This window comes from Sorangium sp. So ce321 (assembly GCF_051530195.1).
Classification (GTDB): domain Bacteria; phylum Myxococcota_A; class Polyangia; order Polyangiales; family Polyangiaceae; genus Sorangium.
Window position 1 is genome coordinate 3,422,595 of sequence record NZ_CP150329.1, and the last position, 22,406, is coordinate 3,445,000.

At 69.9% G+C, this 22,406-nt stretch carries 15 protein-coding genes; 7 read left to right on the forward strand and 8 right to left on the reverse strand.

Annotation, left to right across the window (positions count from 1 at the left end; genetic code table 11):
* Positions 1-40: 40 nt before the first annotated feature.
* On the forward strand, positions 41-1,600 hold the full coding sequence (locus tag WME89_RS13325; protein ID WP_438009555.1) for a hypothetical protein: 1,560 nt from the start codon (positions 41-43) through the stop codon (positions 1,598-1,600).
* Between the two features lie 84 nt (positions 1,601-1,684).
* Here WME89_RS13325 and WME89_RS13330 read toward each other — a convergent pair whose 3' ends face one another.
* The 4 genes from WME89_RS13330 to WME89_RS13345 all read right to left on the reverse strand — a co-directional run bounded on the left by WME89_RS13330 (position 1,685) and on the right by WME89_RS13345 (position 7,867).
* A complete protein-coding gene (locus WME89_RS13330) occupies positions 1,685-3,589 on the reverse strand; it encodes a PTS fructose-like transporter subunit IIB (RefSeq protein ID WP_438009556.1) in 1,905 nt (634 codons plus the stop codon).
* 25 nt (positions 3,590-3,614) lie between these two features.
* Positions 3,615-4,619 carry a 1-phosphofructokinase gene (pfkB, locus tag WME89_RS13335; RefSeq protein ID WP_438009557.1) on the reverse strand — a complete coding sequence of 335 codons (1,005 nt, stop codon included), beginning with the start codon at positions 4,617-4,619 and terminating at the stop codon, positions 3,615-3,617.
* Positions 4,616-7,141, reverse strand: a complete 2,526-nt coding sequence (gene ptsP, locus WME89_RS13340; RefSeq protein ID WP_438009558.1) for a phosphoenolpyruvate--protein phosphotransferase — start codon at positions 7,139-7,141, stop codon at positions 4,616-4,618. Before ptsP ends, pfkB begins: the two co-directional genes overlap by 4 nt.
* Positions 7,142-7,600: 459 nt before the next feature.
* Positions 7,601-7,867 (reverse strand): hypothetical protein, encoded by a 267-nt coding sequence (locus tag WME89_RS13345; RefSeq protein WP_437512607.1) that lies wholly within the window; start codon positions 7,865-7,867, stop codon positions 7,601-7,603.
* A gap of 428 nt (positions 7,868-8,295) precedes the next feature.
* On the opposite strand from WME89_RS13345, the gene WME89_RS13350 reads away from it, so the two are divergent.
* The 4 genes from WME89_RS13350 (at position 8,296) to WME89_RS13365 (ending at position 14,107) form a co-directional block, all read left to right on the forward strand.
* Positions 8,296-10,668 (forward strand): glycoside hydrolase family 9 protein, encoded by a 2,373-nt coding sequence (locus tag WME89_RS13350; RefSeq protein WP_438009559.1) that lies wholly within the window; start codon positions 8,296-8,298, stop codon positions 10,666-10,668.
* Positions 10,669-10,785: 117 nt separating this feature from the next.
* The gene (locus WME89_RS13355; RefSeq protein WP_438009560.1) at positions 10,786-11,826 is read left to right on the forward strand and encodes a LysR family transcriptional regulator; all 1,041 of its coding nucleotides are present in this window, start codon (positions 10,786-10,788) and stop codon (positions 11,824-11,826) included.
* Between the two features lie 236 nt (positions 11,827-12,062).
* Entirely contained in the window at positions 12,063-13,217 is a 1,155-nt protein-coding gene (locus WME89_RS13360; protein WP_438009561.1) for a 2Fe-2S iron-sulfur cluster-binding protein, read from the forward strand.
* On the forward strand, positions 13,199-14,107 hold the full coding sequence (locus tag WME89_RS13365; RefSeq protein WP_438009562.1) for a sterol desaturase family protein: 909 nt from the start codon (positions 13,199-13,201) through the stop codon (positions 14,105-14,107). The genes WME89_RS13360 and WME89_RS13365 overlap by 19 nt, the downstream gene beginning before the upstream one ends.
* A 293-nt stretch (positions 14,108-14,400) precedes the next feature.
* Here the strand turns inward: WME89_RS13365 and WME89_RS13370 are convergent, their stop codons facing one another.
* The 4 genes from WME89_RS13370 to WME89_RS13385 form a co-directional block, all read right to left on the reverse strand.
* The gene (locus tag WME89_RS13370) at positions 14,401-15,981 is read right to left on the reverse strand and encodes a DUF4331 family protein (RefSeq protein WP_438009563.1); all 1,581 of its coding nucleotides are present in this window, start codon (positions 15,979-15,981) and stop codon (positions 14,401-14,403) included.
* A 99-nt stretch (positions 15,982-16,080) separates the two neighbouring features.
* On the reverse strand, positions 16,081-17,328 hold the full coding sequence (locus WME89_RS13375) for a tetratricopeptide repeat protein (RefSeq protein WP_438009564.1): 1,248 nt from the start codon (positions 17,326-17,328) through the stop codon (positions 16,081-16,083).
* Between the two features lie 238 nt (positions 17,329-17,566).
* Complete coding sequence (locus WME89_RS13380; protein WP_438009565.1) at positions 17,567-18,898, reverse strand: Dyp-type peroxidase; 1,332 nt, start codon at positions 18,896-18,898, stop codon at positions 17,567-17,569.
* A gap of 109 nt (positions 18,899-19,007) precedes the next feature.
* On the reverse strand, positions 19,008-19,559 hold the full coding sequence (locus tag WME89_RS13385; protein ID WP_438009566.1) for a hypothetical protein: 552 nt from the start codon (positions 19,557-19,559) through the stop codon (positions 19,008-19,010).
* 294 nt (positions 19,560-19,853) lie between these two features.
* On the opposite strand from WME89_RS13385, the gene WME89_RS13390 reads away from it, so the two are divergent.
* Together WME89_RS13390 and WME89_RS13395 are read left to right on the forward strand one after the other, a co-directional pair.
* Complete coding sequence (locus WME89_RS13390) at positions 19,854-21,011, forward strand: Dyp-type peroxidase (RefSeq protein ID WP_438009567.1); 1,158 nt, start codon at positions 19,854-19,856, stop codon at positions 21,009-21,011.
* 148 nt (positions 21,012-21,159) lie between these two features.
* Positions 21,160-22,092 carry a hypothetical protein gene (locus tag WME89_RS13395; RefSeq protein WP_438009568.1) on the forward strand — a complete coding sequence of 311 codons (933 nt, stop codon included), beginning with the start codon at positions 21,160-21,162 and terminating at the stop codon, positions 22,090-22,092.
* Positions 22,093-22,406 lie beyond the last annotated feature (314 nt).

The window sequence follows — 22,406 nt, forward strand, 5'->3', positions numbered from 1 at the left end:
TATACTGGCCGCCCGGCTCCCGCCGGGAGGAGGATCGTCAATGCGCCGAGAGTTCGTTCTGCTGTGCGCTTCCGCGCTCATCGCGTGTGGTTCGGGGGACGGCACGCCGGGCGTCGATGACGGGCCCGGCGGAGGGGGGAGCGGCCCCGGTAGAGGCGGGAGCGGCACGGGCGGCCCCGGCAGCGGCGGGAGCGGCGCCGGCGGCGGCGGGAGCGGCGCGGGGCTCCCTCTCGCGTTTCGCCACGGCGTGAACCTCGGCCACCGCAACGCGGCCTGGGGCGACGCTGAGGAGGCGACCCTCGCGGCGCGCGCGGGCGCCCGCAGCATCCGCGTCAAGCTCCCGGCGGCCCACCTCGCGACGTGGGGATACGAGATCGAGGTCGGCGATATCGAGACGTACGCGTCCCTGGGCATGGCCGATCACATCGGGTTCCTCATCGGCTCCGAGTCGTTGGACATGACCGTGGCGCCGCCCGGCGCGGCCGAATGGGAAAACGAGCACTACATCCCGAAGAGCCTCCACGAGCCGATCTTCCTGCCCGACGGCTCGGTGAACCCGGCCAACGCGTGGGCGTCGTACGTGTACCGGACCGTCGACACCTACAAGCCCTGGATCCACCTGTGGCACGTGTGGAACGAGCCCGACTGGGTGGCCGACTGGAGCGTCACCCAGACGTGGGAGACCGAGCCGCCCAGGGCCGCCGATCTCCCCCGCTTCAACGGGTCGATCTTCGATTACATACGGATGCTGCGCGTCACGAAGGAGGCCGCGCGCCGGGCCGACCCGGACGCGCGGATCGCGACGGGGGGCATCGGCTATCCGTCGTTCCTCTCCGCGATCCTGCGTTACACCGACAACCCCGACGGCGGCGCCGTCACGCCGGATTACCCGGAGAAGGGCGGCGCCTACATCGACGTCGTCGACTTCCACTATTATCCCATCTTCAGCCGGAAGAGCTCGGACGCGTCCGTCGACGAGTTCCTTGCAACGAAGGAAGCCTTTGCCGCGGTGCTCGCCGACGCCGGCGTGGAGGTGCAGGGGTGGAACGTGTCGGAGACCGGCGCGCCCCTCGCGTCGACGCCGGAGTACCCGGACCTGGGGAACCCGACGTACGCGCGCAACTACCTCCTCAAGGTGATGACCATGGCGCAGGCGCATGGCATCGGCGGCGTCGACTGGTTCATCCTCTCGAACGGCGACGTGAGGAGCGAGGACGTGTTCGAGCTCATGGGGCTCTACAACGACATAGGCGCCCTCACGAGCATGGATGAGGCGACCAAGACCGAGCTCGGCATGGCGTACACGACCCTCACCGAGGTGCTCGCCGGCGCGTCGTACGATGACGGCGCGACGAAGGCGCTCGCGCTGCCGGCGGGCGCGCGGGGCGCCGCCTTCCGGAAGGACGGCAAGCGCCTGATCGCCCTCTGGGCCGTGACGCCGGCCGGCGCGGAGGAGGCGAGCGCGAGCGCCGAGCTCGCGACCGAGAGGGGGTTCGACGTCCACGTGTGGGACGGCGTGGTGACACCCCCCCTGTACGTGAGCGGCGGCAAGGTGACGCTCGCCCTCTCGGGCAGCCCGGTGCTGCTGGTCGAGCGGTGACCGCCGCGCGGCGCGCGTCGAGGACCAAGGGCCGCCGCGGGCCGGACCAGGGCGCGCGGCTACGGCTCGGACCAGGGCGCGCGGCTACGGCTGCGCGGGCGGGGGCGCGACGGGCTGCGCGACCGGCCTCTTCAGGACCATGAGGGCCAGCGCGGTCACCACCGTCCCCGCCACGATCGACAGCAGGTAGACGCCGAGCGGCGACACGGCGTTCGGGATCGCCAGCACGAAGACGCCGCCGTGCGGCGCCCGGAGGCCGCAGCCGAGCCCCATGGACAGCGCGCCGGTGACGGCGGACCCGAGCACCGCCGCGGGGATGACGCGCACCGGGTCCTGGGCGGCGAACGGGATGGCGCCCTCGGTGATGAAGGCGGCGCCGAGCACGGCCGCGGCCTTGCCCGCCTCCCGCTCCTGCGCGGTGAAGCGGTTCCTGGCGATGACGGTCGCCAGCGCCAGCCCGAGCGGCGGCACCATGCCAGCGGCCATCGTCGCGGCCATCGGGGTGAAGGTGCTCGAGGCGAGCAGGCCGACCGAGAAGGTGTAGGCCGCCTTGTTGACGGGCCCGCCCATGTCGATCGCCATCATGGCGCCGAGCAGCGCGCCGAGCGCCACCGCGTTGGTGCCGCCCATCCCCCTCAGGAAGTCGGTCAATCCGGTCATGATGGCGCTGACCGGCTTGCCGACGACGTAGATCATCAGGAGACCGACCACCAGCGTCGACAGGAGCGGGATGACCAGGACCGGCTTCAGTCCCTCCAGGTTGGCCGGCAGCCGCACCGTGTCGCGGATCCACCGCGCGACATAGCCGCCGAGGAAGCCGGCGACGATGCCGCCGAGGAAGCCGGCGTTGAGCTGCGAGGCCAGGAGGCCGCCGACGAGGCCCGGCGTGAGGCCGGGCCGGTCGGCGATCGAGTAGGCGATGTAGCCCGCCAGCACCGGCACCATCAGCGTGAACGCGCCCTGACCGCCGATCTGCATCAGCGCCGCCGGCAGCGTGCCCGGCTCCTTGAAGGCCTCGATGCCGAAGACGAAGGAAAGCGCGATGATCAGGCCGCCGGCCACGACGAGCGGCAGCATGAACGACACGCCGGTGAGCAGGTGCTTGTAGGGGCCCGACTGCTTCTCCTTCAGCTGCGCCTTGGCCTGCGCCACCTGGTGGCCGAGATCGGGCGCGACCTCTGGCTCGGGCAGCGAGAGCGCCCTCGTGACCACCTGATCCGCCTTCTTCAGCGCCTCGCCGACCGACGTCTGCAGCAGCCGCTTGCCCGCGAAGCGATCGAGCGCCACGTGCGTGTCGGCGCCGACGATCACGGCGTCGGCCTTCTGGATCTCCTCCGCCGTCAGGGCGTTCTTCGCCCCGACAGAGCCCTGGGTCTCGACCCGGATCTCGTAGCCGGCCGCCCGCGCTGCGCGGGTCAGCGCCTCGGCCGCCATGAACGTGTGCGCGATCCCGGTCGGACACGCGGTCACCGCGACGAGCAGGCCCTTTCTGGCGGGCGACGCGGCCAGCTCGGGCGCGGCCGCGCTGGCCGCCGGGGCCGGCGCGCTCGCGACCGGCGTCGCGGCGCGGGCCGAGGCGCTCGCCGCGTGGGCCGAGGCGCTCGCCGCGTGGGCCGAGGCGCTCGCCGCGTGGGCCGAGCCGCTCGCCGCGTGGGCCGAGCCGCTCGCCGCGCGGGCCGAGCCGCTCGCGGCGGCGACCGCTGCGTCGAGCACCGCCTCGGTGTCGCGGATGGCCCTCGCGGTCGACACGCGCGTGACCGGCTTGCCCTCGAAGCGCGACTCGTCGACCTGGATGTCGGCCGCCAGGATCACCGCGCCCGCGGCGGCGATGTCGTCGTCCGACAGCGGCGTCTTCACGCCCTCGGAGCCCTGCGTCTCGACCCGGAGGTCGTGCCCCTTCATGGCGGCCACCCGCCGCAGCGCCTCCGCGGCCATGATCGTGTGGGCGATTCCCGTGGGACAGGCCGTGATCGCAACCAGCTTCTCCATGGACAGGCTCTCTTTCCGGACTGGGTCAGGCAGGGTCGAGACGCTCGATGCGCGTGGCGGCGCGGAGCTCCTGGATGCGCTCGTCGGGCGGCAGCACCGGCCCGACCTGGGCCAGCTTGCCGGCCGCGAACGCGGTGCCGAGGCGCGCGCACGCCTCGAGGTCGCCGCCCTCGCCGAGCCGCGCCGAAAGCACGCCAGCCACCATGGCGTCGCCGGCGCCGACAGTGCTCGCGACCTCGATCGGCGGCGGCACCGCCAGGAGCGCCCGCCCCGCGTCGACGAGGAGGGCGCCGTCGGCCCCGAGCGAGACGACCACCAGCCCGACGCCGGACCGCTGGAGCTCGCGCGCCGCCCGGAGGACCTCCGCGCGCCCCCCCGACAGCGGCGCGCCGAGCAGCTCCCCCAGCTCGTGCTGGTTCGGCTTGATCATGTCGGGCCGCGCCGCCACCGCGTGGCGCAGCGGCGCGCCGCTGGCGTCGACAGCGACGGAGCAGCCCCGCGCCTTGAGCCGCCGCACCATCTCCGCGTAGAAGTCGTCGGGCACCCCGGCCGGGACGCTGCCGGCCAGCACGAACCAGCGGTTCTCCCGGGCCAGCGCGTCGAGCTCGCCCACGAGCCGCGAGAGCGCCTCCGGCGGCACGGTGAGGCCCGGCAGGTTGATGTCGGTGACCTTCGGGCCGCCCGGGCCGAGCCGGTCGACCACCTTGATGTTCACCCGGCTCCCGCCGGGCAGCCGCAGGCAGCGGTCCTGGATGCCGCGCTCGCGGAACAGCGCCTCGAAAGGGGCCGCGTTGTCGCGGCCGAGGAACCCCGCCGCCGTCACCGGGCCCGCGGCGCGCCCCGCGAGGAGCGCGGCCACGTTGATGCCCTTGCCGCCCGCGGTGAGCGCCTGGGCCGCGACCCGGTTCACCGCGCCGGCCGCGAAGCCCGGGCACTCCAGCGTCTGGTCCAGCGCCGCGTTGAGCGTCACCGTCACCAGCCCGTCGCGGCGCGACGTCCCGCCGCCCGCTCCGCCGCCCGCCCCGCTCACGCCGCGGCCCCCTGGGCTCCCTGCACGAGCGCGCGCACCTCGGCGGCGGTGCCGCAGGCGAGCGCGCGGCGGGCGATGTCCTCGGCGCCGGCCATCGTGATGCTGCGCAGGAGCGCCTTGGTCGCGGCGATGCTCGGGATGCTGACGCTGAGCTCGACGAGGCCGAGCCCCGCCAGCACCACCGTGCCCGCCGGGTCGCCGGCGATGCCGCCGCACGCCCCGACCCAGATGCCCGCCTCGCGCGCCGCCGCCGCGGTGAGCTCGATCATGCGCAGCACCGCCGGGTGCAGCCCGTCGGCCTGCGACGCCAGCGTCGGGTGCTGGCGGTCCATCGCCAGGACGTACTGGGTGAGATCGTTCGTGCCGATCGAGAAGAACGAGACCTCGCGGGCCAGCCGGTCGGCGATCATCACCGCCGACGGCACCTCGATCATGATGCCGATCTCGATCGGGTCGGCGCCGATCTCGCGCCGCACCTCCTCGGTGATCTCCATGGCCTTCGCGAGCTCCTCCACCATGGAGATCATCGGGTACATGAGCCGCACCGGCCCTTCGCGCGAGGCGCGAAAGATCGCGCGGAGCTGCGTGCGGAACAGGTCCTCGCGCGCGAGGCACAGCCGGACGCCGCGCACGCCGAGGAACGGGTTGCCCTCGGCCGGCATCGACAGGTAGGGCACGTGCTTGTCGCCGCCGATGTCGAGCGTGCGCAGGATGATCGGCAGCCCGTTCAGCGCGCGCACCATCGTCGTGTAGGCCTCGGCCTGCTCGTCCTCGCTCGGCGGGGACTCGCGCTTCAGGAACAGGAACTCGGTGCGCATCAGCCCGACGCCCTCGCCGCCGGCGTCGACCGCCTGCTGCGCCTCGCCGGGCGCGCCGATGTTGGCGACCACCTCGACCCGCCGGCCGTCGCGCGTGATCGCCGGCTTGAAGCGGTCGAGCCGCTCGGCCTCGCGCCGCTCGAGCACCTGCTCCCGCCTGACCTCGGCGCGCGCGCGATCGCGCGCGGTCGGGCGCACCACCAGCACGCCCGCGTCGCCGTCGAGGATGCACGCCTCCCCGTCCTCCACGTCGAGCGCCGCGGGGCCGGCGGCGACGACGGCCGGGATGTCGAGCGAGCGGGCGATGATCGCCGTGTGCGAGGTCGCCCCGCCCACCGAGGTGCACAGGCCGAGCACCTGCTTCGGATCGAGCTTCGCGGTGTCCGACGGCGACAGGTCATCCGCGAGCAGCACGACCGGGTGGCTCGGCAGCGACGCGGCGCTCTCGATCGAGTCGGCCAGGAACCGGAGCACCCGCCGGCCGACGTCGCGCAGATCGGCGGAGCGGGCGGCGAGCAGCGGGTCGTCGAGCCGCGAGAGGCTGTGCGCGCCCTCCTCGTAGACCTTGCGCCAGGCCCACCCGGCGCTTTGCCCGGCGTCGATCCGGGCGTGGGCTACGGCCACGAGGTCCGGGTCCTCCAGGAGCTCGAGGTGCGCCTTGAAGATGGCGGCCTTCGCCGCGCCTGCCTTCTTGCTGAGCTCGTCGTGGAGCTGTTGCAGGTCCACGGCGGCGCCCGCCAGCGCCTGGTCGAGCCGGCGGTGCTGCACGGCGGGGTCGGCCGCCGTCTCGGTGACGGCGATGCGCTCGCGCTGGAAGGCCCACGCCGGTCCCTCGACGAGGCCGGGCGAGGCGGAGATGCCCGCGACGACGCGCCCCTCGTAGTCGAGCGGCGCTGCGGCCGGGGCGCGGTCGTGAGCTGCCGGCGCGCGGTCGGGGCGCGCGGGCGCCGCCTGGGGGGCCTGCGGCGCCGCGGCCTCGCCGAGCCCGCCGGCGAAGGCCGCGCCGAGCGCCTCCAGGGCGGCGGCCGCGTCGTCGCCAGCGGCGGAGACGGTGAGCCGGGCCCCGCCGACAGCGCCGAGGCCGAGCAGGGCGACGAGGCTCTTGCCGTTGGCCGTCTTCTCGCCGTGGCGGACCGCGATCTCGGCGCGGAAGCGCTTGGCGACCTCGACGAGCGCTGTCGCGGGGCGCGCGTGCAGGCCGTGGGGCGATGGCGAGCTCACCTCGATGGAGCTGCCGCCGGCCGGGGCGACCGCCTGGGGCGCCGCGGGGGAGCTCGCCTCGCCGTTGAGGGCCGCGATCACCTCGCCGGGGTCGCTGGTCCGCGCTAGCCGGTCGGCGGCGCTCGCGTCGCCGAGCACGCCGGTGAGGTTGGCCAGCACCTGGAGGTGCTCGTCGGACCGGGCGGCGATGCCGACGGCGACCCGCGCCCGCTCGCCGTCCGCCCACGCCACGCCGTCGGGGAACTGCACGACGACGATGCCCGTGGCGCGCACGAGGTGCCGCGCGGCCGGCAGCCCGTGGGGGATGGCGATCCCGCTGCCGAGGTAGGTCGCCGCGACCTGCTCGCGCTGGAGCATGCTGTCGATGTAGCCAGGCTCGATGAAGCCGGACTCGACCATGGCGCGGCCGACGGTCCGTATCGCCTCCGCCTTGTCCGCCGCGGCCCGTCCAAGCCACACATTCCGCTCTCGGAGCTTCAGCAACGCGTACCTCCCCGTCATCGAGGGGAGGTGTCCCCCCGCACAACACCGCCCTTCATACCGCCGACACCGACGCTCTGCGCGGGCTGCTGCGAACAAAGCGCGTTTTCCTCTCGTTCCAGATTGGTTCTTTACTGGCGGCGCTCCGATCCGCAAGGTGCGGCAGCGGTCGATTCTGCTCTTCTCTTCCTCTTCCCGTTTCCCGTTCCCGCCAACGGCTGAGCGCGCGTCGTGCGCGTGACGCGCCGCGCTCGAGCCGATATGCCCCCTCCGGAACCGATGGATGAGCCTGCCGCGCGCGGCACTGGCGGTGCGTGGGGCGGCGCTCTCGCGGCGAGCGGCATTCGATGCGAGTCGTGGAACGGGGCTCTCGCGGCGAGGCGCGAGCGGGCCATGAGGGCGGGATCGTGGGGGGAATGCGCCGAGACGGGCGGGCGGGCCGGCGTGTCTCGGCGGGGGCGCTCAGGCCTTCTCGAGGAACTTGCGCACCTGGGACTCGATCGCGCTCCCGGGGACGATGAACGGCTTGTCCGTGATCTTCACGGAGAAGCTCTGCGCCTCGACGGCATAGGTCCCCTTCACGGTCCCGGCCGGCGTGGGCACCGAGAAGTCGCCCGTGCCCTCGCTGCCGCTGAACTGGCCGCCGGCTTTCTCGATCGCTGTCTTGGCCTTCGCGACGATGTCTTGAGAGGAACCGCTGAAGGGGACTGAGAAGCTGTGCTTTGCCATGTCGTCTCCTGGTGTGCTCCGCCGCGATCCTGGTGCGACGCGAGGCCGAGCAGAGCCTAGTGCGACTCCGCCACCAACACCAGCGCGAATCGACCCCGACGGCGGCGCGCTCGCGTGGTCCTCTGTGGAGACATCATGACGGCCTGCGGCGCGCCGAAGGCAAGTGAGGCGAATCGTCTCAGGGCCGCGCCGGGACCTCGCGCGCCCGGCGCCCGTGGCCTCGGGGCCGCGGCGCGCCCTCGCCCGCGCGGCCAGCGAACGCAGGCCATTGCGTCTGCCGGCGCCTCCGCGCGCCGCAGGCGGCCTGGCGCCGCCCGCGGCGCCGCGACAGACGCGGATTTCGCGCGCCGGCGAGGATTGCGCTTGACAACCTGGACGGAAGTCGCGCTTTCATGCGTCGATTGCCCCCAGTCGTGAACCGAGGACTCATGAACGACCCCCTTCTCAAGCAGTCGATCCTCAGCCGAACGGGCCGGGCCTCCGCGCTCGTGCTCGGCGCGCTGGCGCTGAGCGCTGGATGCGCGACGTCGCAGGGCCCCGGGGCCGAGGCCGCCCCCACCCCCGGCGAGGGCGCGAGCCCGGGCGCCGACCCCGCGCGGACCAACCTCCTCAAGGCCTCCGACTTCGACGACAACAAGAGCCTTCCCTGGACCACCTCGTTCACGGCGCCGGGCGCTGGCGGCGCCGAGGTGAAGAACGGCGCCTATTGCGTGACGGTGACGAACAAGGGGGCGAACAACTGGGACGCCCAGTTCCGCCACCGGGAGATGGTGATCCAGAAGGGCCACAGCTACACGGTCCAGTACAAGGCCTGGGCTTCCTCGCCCACGAAGGCGCGCCCGAAGGTCGGCATGTCGGGCCCGCCGTACGAGGAATACTGGTCGGACACCGTGGTGCTCGGGACCTCGCCCAAGACCTACACGGGCAAGTTCTCGATGGCGAAGGCCGACGATCCCACGGCGGAGCTCGCCTTCCACATCGGCGGCGAGATGGCGTCGGCCAAGGAGCCGTTCGAGGTCTGCATCGACGACATCCGCCTGGATGATCCGGAGTTCCGGGGCGCCGCGGCCGAGACGGCGGCGGCGGCGCCGAAGATCGCCGTGAATCAGGTCGGGTATCTGCCGGGCGCGGTCAAGATCGCCACCGTGAGCAACGCGGCGACCGCGCCGCTCGCCTGGGAGCTGCTCGACGGCTCCGGCAAGTCGGTCTCGCGCGGCCAGACAAAGGTCTTCGGCAAGGACGGCGCGTCCGGCGACAACGTCCACCTGATCGACTTCACCGCCTTCAACGCGGCGGGTGAGGGCTACGTGCTCAAGGTGGGAGACGAGAAGAGCTTCCCCTTCGACATCGGCGCCGGCATCTACAGCAAGCTCAAGTACGACGCGCTCGCGTATTTCTACCACAACCGGAGCGGCATCGAGATCAAGATGCCGTATGCGGGCAAGCCCGAGCTGGCGCGCCCGGCCGGTCACCCCCAGGACAAGAGCACGCGCTGCCTGCAGGGCAGCGGCTGCGACTATGCGCTCGACGCGTCCCGCGGCTGGTACGACGCCGGCGACCACGGCAAGTACGTCGTCAACGGCGGCATCTCGGTGTGGACGCTGCTCGACTGGTACGAGCGCACGAAGCACCTCGGCGCCTCGAGCGCCGACTTCGCGGACGGCAAGCTCAATATCCCCGAGGGCAAGAACGGCGTGCCCGACATCCTCGACGAGGCGCGCTGGGAGCTCGAGTTCCTGCTGGGGATGCAGGTGCCGGAAGGCAAGCCGCTCGCCGGCATGGTCCACCACAAGATGCACGACGACGCGTGGACCGGGCTCGGCACCGCGCCGCACGAGGACAAGATGACGCGCTCGCTCCACAAGCCGAGCACGGCGGCGACGCTCAACGTCGCCGCCGCGGCCGCGCAGTGCGCGCGCGTCTGGAAGACGGTGGACGCGGCGTTCTCGGCGAGGTGCCTGAAGTCCGCCGAGCGCGCCTGGGCGGCGGCCAAGCAGAACCCGGCCCTGGTTGCGCCCCCCGGCGGCGACAAGGGCGGCGGGCCCTACGACGACACGGACGTCAAGGACGACTTCTACTGGGCCGCGGCGGAGCTCTTCGTGACGACGGGGAAGCCGGAGTACAAGCAGTACCTCCAGGCCTCGCCGCTCAACGCGCGGTTCCCGGCGGAGGTCGACGGGGTGGCCTCGTCGATGAGCTGGAAGGTCACGGACGCGCTCGGCCAGATCTCGCTGGCGATCGTGCCCGGCAACGTCGACGCGGCGTGGCAGCAGCAGCTCAGGGCCCGCATCGTGAAGGCCGCCGACCAGTACCTCGCCATCGCCGAGAAGGAGGGCTACCGGACGCTCGTCCAGCGGACGCCCGCGGGCAAGTACGAGTGGGGCTCGAACTCCTTCGTGCTGAACAACATGGTCGTGGTGGCGCTCGCCCACGACTTCACGAAGCAGCAGAAGTACCTCGACGGCGTGGTGCTCGGCATGGACTACCTCCTCGGGCGCAACCCGCTCGGGCAGTCGTACGTGACCGGCTACGGCGACAGGCCGCTCCAGAACCCGCACCACCGCTTCTGGGCCCACCAGGCGAACAGCAAGTATCCGAGCGCGCCGCCCGGCGCCGTGTCCGGCGGCCCGAACTCCTCGCTCCAGGATCCCCACGTCCAGAGCGCCGGCCTCAAGGGGTGCGTCGCGCAGCGGTGCTTCGTTGACCACATCGAGGCCTGGAGCGTGAACGAGATCACGATCAACTGGAACGCTCCGTTCGCGTGGGTGACCGGCTTCCTCGACGAGAAGGCGAAGAAGTAGGGGCGGCGACCGCAGCGGCGGGCGCTCCGGAGCGCGGGGGGGCTCCGGGGCGCGGCCCCGCCGGCCGGCCCAGAGGCCGGAGAGATCGCGGCGACCGACCCTTCGACTCCGGCCGTCGTGGCTGGCTCGCTGGCCAGCGCCCTGGGCCGCGCCGTCGACCTCGAGGCGGCGCGCGCGGAGGAGCTCGCCCCCGCGGGCCGACCGCGGCGCGTGGCGGGGCTGCGCTACCTTCTCCGCATGAGCGCACCGCCGCTTCCTCGCCTGCGCGCCGTGGACCTGAACCTGCTGACCGTGCTCGACGTCATGATCCTCGAGCGCAACGTGACGCGCGCAGCCGAGCGCCTCGGCATGACCCAGCCAGCCGTGAGCAGCGCGCTGGCCCGGCTGCGGCTCCTGCTCGACGACGATCTCTTCGTGCGTTGCGGCAAGGAGATGGCTCCGACGCCGCGCGCTCTCTCGCTCGCCGGCCCGATCCGGAGGGCGCTCGACCTGATCCAGGCCTCGCTCGCTCAGCCTGACGCCTTCGACTACACGGCGAGCCACACCTTCAAGCTGGGGCTCGGCGACCTCGGAGAGGCCGTCCTCTTGCCCCGGTTTCTGCGGTGGCTCGAGCAGCTCGGCGCTCGCGTCCGGATCGAGATCCGCCGCGAGCCTGGGGCCTTGCTGCAGAATGAAATGCGGCTCGGCAAGGTCGAGCTCGTCCTGGATCACGTCGTCATCCCGGGCGAGGGGTTCCGGCGAGAGCGCGTGCTCGACATCGAGCTCGTCCCGCTGGTGCGCCAGGATCATCCGACCGTGGGGCCCTCTTTGACCGTCGACGCGTACATGGCGCTCGAGCACGTCATCCTCGAGCCGCGCGAGGGCCAGACCGACCTGGCAGAGCATACCCAGGCCGTCGTGGGGCGATCGCGGCGCGTGCAGGTGCAGGTCCCCCATTATCTATCGATGCCGTTCATCGTCTCGCAGTCGAACCTCGTCTGCACGCTGCCGCTCCCCCTGGCACGGCTGTTCGAGCAGCACTTCCCCGTCCGGGTGGTGAGCTGTCCCCTGCCCATCCGCCCGATCCCGCTGTTCATGATGTGGCACGTATGTCAGGAGGCCGACCCGGCCCATCAGTGGCTCCGGCGATCGCTCATCGATCTCTGCAGCCGCGTCTGACCTGTCCTCGGCGGGCGGGCTGGTTCAGGAGGAGGCGCGCGACCCCGGATTCAGCGGAATATTCGCGCTGGCCATCTGACTCATACCGTTTCTTGATTGGGCTTTTCGTGGGTCGCCGCCCATGAAATCCGCGCGCTCAGGGCTGCACGAGGAAGGGGCGGCCCAGCGAAGAGCGACCCGAGCTCGCGGCCAGGCGCCGCGGACCTGGGTGGCCATCCACAGAGAGAGAACACATCATGTTCGGATTTTCATCTGTCCGCCGAAAGCGCGGCCGAGGCGGAACGCTTCATGTCCTGGGCAGCGAGCGCGCGGCGACCATCGAGCCCGGAGAGACGCTGCTCAGCGCAGCCGCGCGCGCGAATATCCCGTTCCCCCGGATCTGTAACGTGGGCGAGTGCGGTACTTGCAAGTGCCGACTCACCAGGGGGCATGTCCGCCTCAAGAAGGATATCTCTCGCCACGTCACGCCCGAGGAGCTCTCTGCCGGCTTCGTCCTCGCCTGCCAGAGCCTGGCCGAGTCGGAGGACGTGGCGGTCGAGGTCCCGGGCATCGGCCGCGAGCGCTCGGCGGGTCCGGCGCCGGTGCAGCCGGTGCAGACTGACGCGAGCATCACGGGCGTGAGGCCGCTCGCGCCCGACATCCTCGCGGTCGAGGTCGGCCTCGCCGCGGAGATCCGCTATGTGGCCGGGCAGTATGCGCAGCTCACGTTGCCCGGCGTCCCGGGCCTCGGTGAGCCGCGCTGCTACTCGTTCGCCGAGGCGCCGGCTCGGGCCTCGCCGCGAAGGGCGCTCTTTCACATCCGCCACGTCCCGGGCGGCGCCTTCACCGACTGGCTCTTCGCCGCCGATCGCACGGGCTCGCGCCTCGGCTTCTCGGGGCCACACGGCGGCTTCCGTTACCACGAGGCCGAGCGGCCGCTCCTGTGTGTGGCAGGAGGCACTGGCCTTTCGCCGATCAGCGCGATCCTCGAGCAAGGGATCTCGGACGGGCTTGCGCGCGACGTGACGCTGGTCGTCGGCGCGCGCACCCGGCAGGACCTCTACGCGCTCGACGCCATCGCCTCGATCGAGGAGCGATGGCGAGGGCGGTTCACCTTCGTGCCCGTGCTCTCGCGAGAGCCCGCGGGCTCGAGCTGGACAGGGCGGAAGGGGCACGTCACCGACTACCTCCGTGAGGTCGCCGTGGCCCACGCCGATCGCGCGGCCTACCTGTGCGGTCCGCCCGGGATGATCGACGGCGCGCTCGACGTGCTGCGCGGCACGATCCCGCCGGACCACTTGCATTGCGACAAGTTCCTGGACCGTGGCTCGATCGCCCTCGCCACCTCGGCGGGCGCTCGAGCCCGGACACGACGCGCGGAAGGAGAGGCATCATGCTCGGAAGTGCTCTGATCGCCATCGCTCTCATCGCGGTCTTCGCCGCCTTGGAGATCGCGTTCGGCCTGTACCGGCGCCCCGGCGTGCTCACCATGCGGGAGCTCGGCGCGAGCCTCGTGAGTCTCGGTAACTTCCTGCTGGTACGCGGCGCGTCCTTCGCCGCGTTGATCTGGGCGTTCAAGGCGCTCTGGCCGCGCTCCGAGGGGGCGCTCGCGGGCGTGAGCTTCTGGCTCGCCTTCCCGATCTACGTGCTCGTCGACGAGTACGCGGTATACTGGTTCCACCGCAAGAGCCATGAATGGCCGTGGCTGTGGCGTATCCACAAACCGCACCACGTCCCGCGCAACATGAATATCGGCGTCGGTTACCGGCAAAACTGGCTGTGGCATGTGCTGGTGCCGGGCGCGTGGTTGGGCCCGGCCGTCATCTGGCTCGGCCAGCCTGGTGCCTACGCGGCTGGATTGGCCTTTAGGACTCTGATGGTGTTGATGGAGCACTGCGATCTCCGCTGGGATCTGCCGCTCCAGCGCAATCGCTTCACGCGTCCTTTCATGTGGGGGATCGAGCGCGTCATCTCGCTGCCCGACACCCACCATGTCCACCACGGCGTCGGCCGCCACGGCAATGCCATGAAGAACTATGGCGTCGCCCTCATCTGCTTCGATGTGATCCATGGCACGCTCATGATCCCCCACGCGCGGCAGGAGGGCTTCGGGCTGCCCGACGACGCACCGGTCGAGCCCTGGGCCGAGCAGCTCTTCTGGCCCTTCGTGCGCTCGACGAGCTCGACGAAGAAGGTGGCGGCTCGTCGCCCGTCGATAGAGCCAGCGCCGTCGGCGGCCGCGCTCGCTGCGGCAGAGGCGGTGATTTACACCGCAGATGGCCGCGCTGTGGTGGTGAGCTGAGCCGTGTTACACGACTCCTCACCCGCCCGCGGAACCAACGGAGCAGGTCAGCGGCAGGAGCGGAGCATCGGCGCGGCGCCCGCCACAGAATAGACAACGGGAGGAGCTCGTCTGGCCGCGTGCCCCCTCCCGCCGTGCTCCGAATCGCCTGAAAGAGCGCTGCCCCCAACAGATGCGCAGGTTGTTGCGTGGCTGGGCGTCCAACATCTCAGTTCAGTTCATGGTGCGCAGCTTGTGGGCGGCCCGTCGCTCCGGCCGATTGGTTCGCTCATCTCGGGAGACGATAAATCGCTTTATTGGAGCACGCCGAAACGCGTCCTCAAGCCTTCGAGGCCCTTGGAGATAATGGTATCGACCGTTGCATCTATGACCGGAGCAGCCGCGCCCTTGAGCCGGTAGCTCACCCGCCACTCGACCGTGCAACCCGCGCCCTTGTCCCTGACCTGTATGACCCCCGTGTAATCCGCGGATGGCAACCCGCTCACCATCGTGTACCGCATGAGCCGCCGGGCGTCGTCGAGCTCCTCTAGCCGTTCGACGACTTCAGATCTGTCCGTCATGAAGCTCCTCCGCAACTGGCCGACCCCTCTCCCGACCGTCTCCAACCGCACGACCATCGGGTGCCAGTCCATCAGCCCGTCGAAACGCCCGATCACCTTCCAGACTTCCTTGCTGCCGGCGGCGAGGTTGACTGCGCGGGTGATCTCGATCGGCGTCACGTTGGGGGGCTGCACGTAGGGGAACGCCTTCCCCCCCGGCTGCGTGGCGCCCTTGGCCCCGCCGTGGAGCATAGGCCCTCTGCCACGGTTGACCTCGTACGAGATGAAGATGTTCATGATATGGGCGTCGAGGGTCCTGCCCCCGCCCGTGGCGTACTTCTTGCCATCGAGCGTGCTGTGCTCGATCTCTCGGTGGCTGTCGTCGGTGGTCGGCTTGGTCACATCAATCAGGAGGAAATCGTCCAGGAGCACGTTCGCGAGGGCCCTGCGCCCGGCCTCTGTCCAATCGACCTTGCCGTCTCGCCTGTCCCAGAGATCGAGTGAGAGGAGCAGGCGATCTCTGTATAGCGGCAGGCGCTTCGGGTCGACCGCGAACGGATCCTCCTGATTCCACAGGTCCCGCAGGTCGATCTCGCCATCGACGAACATGTGGAGGTTGGTCACCTCGGGCCGTCCGACCCGGTCGATCCGCGGGATGTCCCCCGTGAACCCCCCCCTTGCGGCGCCGGGCGTTGTCTCTGCGATGACCCCGAACAGCGATCCCTTGCGCGGATCGAGCACCTTGGTCGTGTCGAGCTCGATGACGATGCTCAGCACGTTGTTGTCCTGGAGGGCGTTGGGGATGGCCTTCGGTATCGCGTTGCGGGGCGGCGGCCCCCAACCGGAAAAGAAGGGGTCCGACCTCAGCCCGGCGAAGATACGGAAGACGCTATCGGGCGTGGAAGCGCCTCGCTCGTCGCCGACGACCAGCGGCAAGGTCCTGCCGCCAGGCAACGTGCACGCCCCCCTTTGGCGCGGTTTGCCGCCGCTCGTTGAGGCTTCGAGCGGTTCGAACTTGCAGGTGAACCGCAGCTCCTCCTTGGCGGCCTGAAAGCGGGCTTCGTTCCCCAATCCGGCGACCTGGGCGCGGCGCATCGCGATGATGTAGTTCACGGCGTCGGAAAAGAACGCGGAGTCGCCCGCGAACGGGAACACGTCGGCGATGAGCACCGTGCGGTCGGTTCGCTCCGGGCTCTGAAAGGCGTACAGATCATTCAGGTCCGCCGCCGGATCGCCGATGGATCGCGGCCCGTCGATGTGATCCGACGCGACGGCCGGAAGACCGCCGAGGGGCCCGAGAACAAGGCTCCCGACCAGGAGACGGAGGAGCGGCATGACCGTATTCCGCCGGCGGCGGGCGACCGCTTCACTCGATGTGGGCCTATGGCACATGGGGGTTCTTCTCCGCCGAAAACGCGGCGTCGTCCAACCGTGTCATGGAGCTCTCCTCGGACGAGTCATGCTTTCACTCGGCGCCGCGGTCGGGTGCCCGATTCTTGCACGCGAGAGAGGAGACACCTGAAAGGCCTTCGTGTTCCCCAGGCGCGCCCGGGCCTCGGCGAGCAGATTGGCGGCGAGTCGTCGTTCACCGACGCGGACGGCGGCCTCGTGGGCCAACTCGAACGCGCGGAGCGTCGGCCGGTTGGCCAGGTTGCGGCGAGCCAGCGACAGCGCCTTGAGCACGTCATTGCCATCACCGAGGTAGAATTCGGCGGCGTGATCGGCGAAGGCGAGCTCGTGCCGCGCGAGGAGCCGATCGTAGGAGGCCCTGGCCCCCAGCAACTGTTCCTGCGCTTCCTGGGCGCGGCCCTGCTCCTTCAGGACCTGGGAAAGGCGCCACCTGGACTCCGGGTCGCCGCGGCGTGCCCCGGGGGTGAGGAGGGCCTCCGCCTTGGCGAGACCGCCGCGCCTGGCGTAGAGCTCGGCGAGGTGGACGCGCGCCGGAACGTAAGTTGGCAAGTACGCCAGCGCCATTTCGTAATAACGCCGAGCTCTCTCGGGCTGCGGCGAGGGCATGCGCTCGCCCCAGAGCACCCCGCGCTGGAAGCAGACCCACGCCGGCGTAAACGGCGAAACATCCCGGTGCTGGGCGAGCGCCCGTGCATACACGCGGTCCGCCTCCTCGTACTCGCCGAGGTCGGCGAGCAAGGCCGCAAGGGGGAGGAGCTCGTCGATGCCGGAGATGGTCTGCGCCCTTCTGCGACGTACAGCCAATATCTCCGCCAAACGCTTGCCGGTCGCTTGCTGGATCGAGAGGCGCACCGGCTCGGTCATGGCCGCCAGGACGCCGCGGCGCCCGGCTTGGTGGAGATCGGCTTCGGCCTCCTCGAATCGATGCAAGTACGCCGCGATCCTCGCCGACAACAGGTAGGTCTCGCCGGCTTCGGGCTCATGACGACGGAGCTCTGCGGCAAGGTGCTCGAGGCGATCCGGTGACTCTATGTCGCCCAGGAACTGTGCCCTCAACTGCTCGAGTCGGACGATGCGATCCGGCGCGCCGTTTTTTCGGGCGAATCGGAGATAGTCGCTCCAGGCCGCGCGGAGCGAGCTGTCCAGATTGGAGACGGCGATGTCTCCGGACGTGGTTTGGAGGGTCGAAGCGCGTACGCCCGGCGCGATCCCGATCGCCAAGAAGATCAACCCGAAAAAAAGCCCCATTGGCTTGGTAGCGTGGGCTGACATCGTCTGCCTCCTCGTGCACGTTCCGACGGCGAACGTGGCCTTGCCACCTCGTGGGCTCATCCATCCGCAAACATCCGCAAAACGCACGCCAGCATCATTGGTACGGCGACGCACATCGACGATGCCGTCCTAAACGAGTTCAGGCTGTCGACGTGGTGCCTCTGGAAGCACAGTCCTCAGTTCTCGGCGCAAGCGCGGGGCCGCCCCGTCTGGTACCATCTTCGGGTGAAAGCGCAGCTCATGTCTGGAGATCAGCGAGCCAGCGCAGGGCTCGCAGCCCTGGCATGAACGCGTACTCACCGCCCCTTGTCACGACGAACCGCGGCAATCCGTGGAGGCGCCGCGGGACCGGCCGTCGTGGAGTCGTAAAGTCGCCGTCCCCCTCATTCGATCCGGCGATGGGGTCCTTGGCGTTGCCCGCCCCGATGAAAACGCCGCTGTTGACCCACTCCGTTTGCACGAATTCGAACTGCCGCCCCAGGTGCGCTCCAACGAAGGCAAAAATGAGCCCCCGATCGACACCATCGTCCTCCAGAACACCCTCCGCGAGCGGAGGACCATAGACGGTTCCACGCCGGATCATCCGGTGCAGGCTGACTATACCCGCCACAGTCGAGTCTCGTGGGTTCACCCGGCGAATGTGTGATTGGAGAGGCGTCTTGAAGCCTGTCGGGTCGTCTCCATAGAGGAATGCGTTGTTGCGTAGCGGATCGTCTCCCAGCCCGGGATTGTCGCTGGATGGGCTGAGCGCCAAGGGCGCACCGCTCCGCCAGCGCCCCATCATCTTTGCCGCTAGAAGCTCCTCGTCCTCCGGGCTGAAAGAGTTCTCCTTCACGTATCGGCGGAACAGCGCCACGCGTTGGTACAGCTTACGAAAAGCCACGTAGGTACCGTTGCGGCCCAGCGCCTCGGGCTGGGGCGTCAGGGTGCCGCCCAGCTCGTCCGGGTACCCCAGGACGAATTCACCTGCCTTGTAGGGACGCTGCGCCGGGTTGGTTCCCGGAATGCCGCTGCCCTCGATCGCGGGATGGCTCATTCCGTCCCGAAACCCGAAATGTTCCCTCGGACCGGGCAGCGCATAGCAATCCTGGCGCCAGATCAACGCAACTCCTGGCAACGCCTGGATGGCATCTCGAGCGCGCTCAAGCGCCGACTCGAGGCCGCGCGCGTCCGGCGACAGAGCAGTGATCACGACGTGGACATCCGGAGCTCCGAGCGGTGCTTCCCAGTGCTCAGGGCTGCTATCGCCGGTGTCTCCAAGTTGACGCGCACGCGCGGCCATCCCCTGCTGGAACTCCCACGCGAAGCTATCGAGCGACTCCTGCGGCACGCCGAGCGCCTTGAGACCCTGGAAGGTGAGCGAGACGCTCACCCAGGTGTCGGCTGCCGGACTCTCGCGGTGGGCGGCCGAGGCCACCACATTGCTGAGCCGCCTCATCAACTCCCGCCCTGCCTTGCGGTCGTCGATGCGGAGCAAGAGGTACGTCGCCACGTACGGCGAAGGCCGTGGGCGCAAGACCCCGCTCTGTATGTCATCCAGTTCGAGCAGGTCGCTGACTGACTCGGGCATCGATCTTCTCCATGTTTCTTCCCTTTGAATTCACCAGAACTGGATCTGCGCTGGTGAATCGCGACAGGAGCGGGAATTCTGCTCCCTGTCTCGCAACCAGAGGATCAGCTCACTGCATTTGGTCGAGCACCGCGGAGAGGGCGCACTTGACTTTGAGCGCCTTGACCACCTCCACTCCGGTGGCGTCCGGATACTCCGCGTATTCCATGAATGGCTGGGCTGCGTGCTCACGAGCGAACTTGGCGAAGGAGGCAGGATTTTCCTTCCAGTCTGCCGGAAAACCTTCGAGTTGCTCGAATATCGTGTTGATGCCTGCCTGTTTGAACAGCAGCACCGCGTCCTCTATATACTTGTCGAAGTCCGTGTCGAAGAAGCCGATATAAATGAACCACGTGGTGTCACCTTCTTTGTAAAGGGCCCAGCGAAGATAATGGAGCGCGAGCGGAGCGAACGCCTGGGGTTGCTCCTTTATCAGACTTTCGACGGTTTTCCCGTGTGCGCGGACCACATCCTCCCGCCCTGGGATGACCTTGGCGATGAGCGTGAACCCACGTGATCTGGGGAGCGCCGTACCAAATCTCCCTGTCTCTATCTCTTCGTCCGCTCTCGGTAACGCTTCTGCAAGCGGTCGAATATCTGCGCAATTCCGTGTCCGGTTCATGTCATCTCACTTTCGTGTCCGGCGGCTGTTTTGTACTAGAATGCTTCTCCAGGGTAGATATCATTTCTGTTCGGCTATCCGTCGTGGCCGAACGGCTGGTTCGGGAGGCATCTCATGGCATACAACCCCATGCATGGGGCGTCCTCTGGATGATCTGCAGCTCACGGACGAGAAGCGCAAGAGCAGGCGGTCCTCTTGTCTCGACTTGGGTGGGGGCGCCAGGGGAAGCCTGGGTGAGTAGGATGTCATGTGGAGCTACGGACTGAAACTTCACGTTGGAGCCTTATCGCGGCGGTGGATATTCCACTGTCCTATCGGATTTACTATGGCTTCCTGATTCGCGAGGGAATGCGGGCAGACGAGGCTGGAAGGCTAGAGCCGTCCGATCTCGATCTCGAGCACGGCGCCGTGGTGCTCGACGAGAACAAGACGGATGACCCACGCGCCTGGGCACTCTGGGAGGCGCCCCTCGGCACGCCGGACGTCCACGTGGTGTTCGCCGCCATCGCGCCGGACGCCGAGCGCCTCGCGGCGCGGATCGAGCGCGCGCTCAAGGCGATCGGCGCGCTGCCGGGGCTCGCGGCGATCTGGCGCGAGGACTGCCACGTGCTGCCCAGCGGGCAGGAGCCCTTCGGGTTCATGGATGGTATCAGCCAACCCGCGATCGAGGGGAGCGGCATCCCGGGCACGAACCCCGACGAGCCCCCCTTGAAGGCGGGTGAGTTCCTCCTCGGCTATCCCGACGAGCTGGGCGGCCTCCCGGCCATGCCCACGCCCGAGGTGCTGGGCAGGAACGGCACCTACGCGGTCCTGCGCAAGGTGCACCAGCGCGTCGCGGCGCTCCGCCAGTTCCTGAAGGCGAGCTCGGTGACCCCCGAGGAGGAGGAGTGGCTCGCCGCCAAGATGATGGGGCGCCGGCGGAGCGGCGCGCCGCTGGCGCTCTGCCCGGCAAAGGACGATCCCGGTCTGGGCGCCGACCCGACGCGCAACAACGCCTTCCTCCATCGTGACGATCCGAAGGGGTACAAGACCCCTCCGGGCTCGCACATCCGGCGCGCGAACCCGCGCGACGCGCTGGGGGGCGGAGACACGGTGCGGATCCACCGCGTGCTCCGGCGCCGCACGACCTACGGCCCGCCGCTGCCGGAGGGGGCCCTGGAGGACGACGGCGCCGACCGGGGCCAGGTGTTCCTGTTCATCGGCGCGCACCTGCGCCGGCAGTTCGAGTTCGTGCAGTCGGTCTGGATAAACGACAGCGAGTTCATCGGAGCCGGCGCCGACCGAGATCCCATCGCCAGCACCGGCGAGGGGGGCGGCGGCTTCACCATCCCGCGCTGGCCGGTCCGCCGCCGCGTCCAGGGTCTCTCCCGGTTCGTGGTCACGCGCGGCGGCGAATACTGCTTCATGCCTGGGCTGCGCGCCCTGCGCTGGCTCGCCGCGCTCGGCACGTGACCAGGCGCGCGCGACGATCCCCACCGAGACCGCGGATTGCTTCGCGACCAAGGAGTGTCTTCCGCGCCTCTGGTCCCGAGGTGGTAGGCGGCGGGGCGTTGCAGCTCGAGTACTGTTGCCACAGGCTCTTACGCGATACCCTGTCCGCATGCGCCAGCCTGCATCGTCCCTCGCCGCCCTCTGTCTCCTGCTCTCGTTCGCCGCGCCGGCGCTCGCTGCGGAGACCGTCAAGGGAGACGAGTGGGCGAAGTCCCAGGGCTTCCGTCTCGGCCTGGAGGCGGACGTGCTCACCCGCACCATCGAGGCGAATCTCCCACGAGAAATCGTGAGCGGCGACCTGACGAGCGGCGGCGCGGAGGGGAGCTCCTTCGCGGCGTCCTTCGCGGTGGTCGCCCAGATCAAGCTCGTCGCGGGGCTCCACCTCGACGCCGAGCTGCCTTTTGCCTACGGGAGCAGCCACGCGAGCGCTTCGGGCCCGGCGGAGGGCGACGCGGCGACCGTCGCGCCGGAGCTCGAGGGGTTCTTCTTCGGCAACCCCTCGATAGGGCTCCACTACTCCGCGAGCGTCCTCCCCATGATGATGCTCATCGGCGGCCTCGCGGCCTCCATCCCCATCACGCAGGATCCGTCCGACGACACGAAGGCGGCCGCCGCGGCGGCGCTGGCCGTGCGCGGGTACTTCGACTCGCAGCGGGCGCTCCTCGAGCACGTCCCCCTGCGGGCCCGCGGCGGCATCGAGCTGCGCCTGATCGAGGCGTTCCATGTGCGGAGCGATCTCGTCGCGGTATTCGCCATCCCCACGGACGGCGGCGAAACGGAGCTCTTCATCGAGCAGGGCAACGAGGCGGAAGTGCGCAGCCTGGGCGGGTTTGGGGTCGGCGCGCGGCTCCAGGCCGCGTTCCCGCTCACGGAGACCGACAAGCTGCAGCTCGCGGCCGAGCCCTTCGTCGGGGTGGAGCCGCCCACGTCGGGCGTGTACTTCCGGGCCGGGCTGCTCGTGGCGCTGGACGAGCCGCTCGGGTTCGGTCTGGAGCAGGGCAAGCTCGCGACGGTCCGTGTCGCGCTGGGGGCCAAGTTTTGAGTCGGCTGTGGCCGCCCGGCGTCTGGCTCGGGGACGCCGCACGTCGATCCGCTTCCTCACCGAGCCGAGCATGCTCGGCGGGTGGGCTGGGGCACCATGGTTGACACGCCGGTGTCAAGCATTAACTAGGGACAGCCGCTGGAGCTGGCGCGCTGCGGTGCTACCGCGCTGCGGTGCGGAGAACCTGGAGGGGGCGGTGAACAGAACAAGCCTCCTCTTCTTCAGGTCGCTCGGTTCCTCCTCCGCCGTCGGCCCTCTCGAACGAGGGCGTTGACACTTTCGCGGCGGGGGTATACACTGCTTGCTGCGGAACG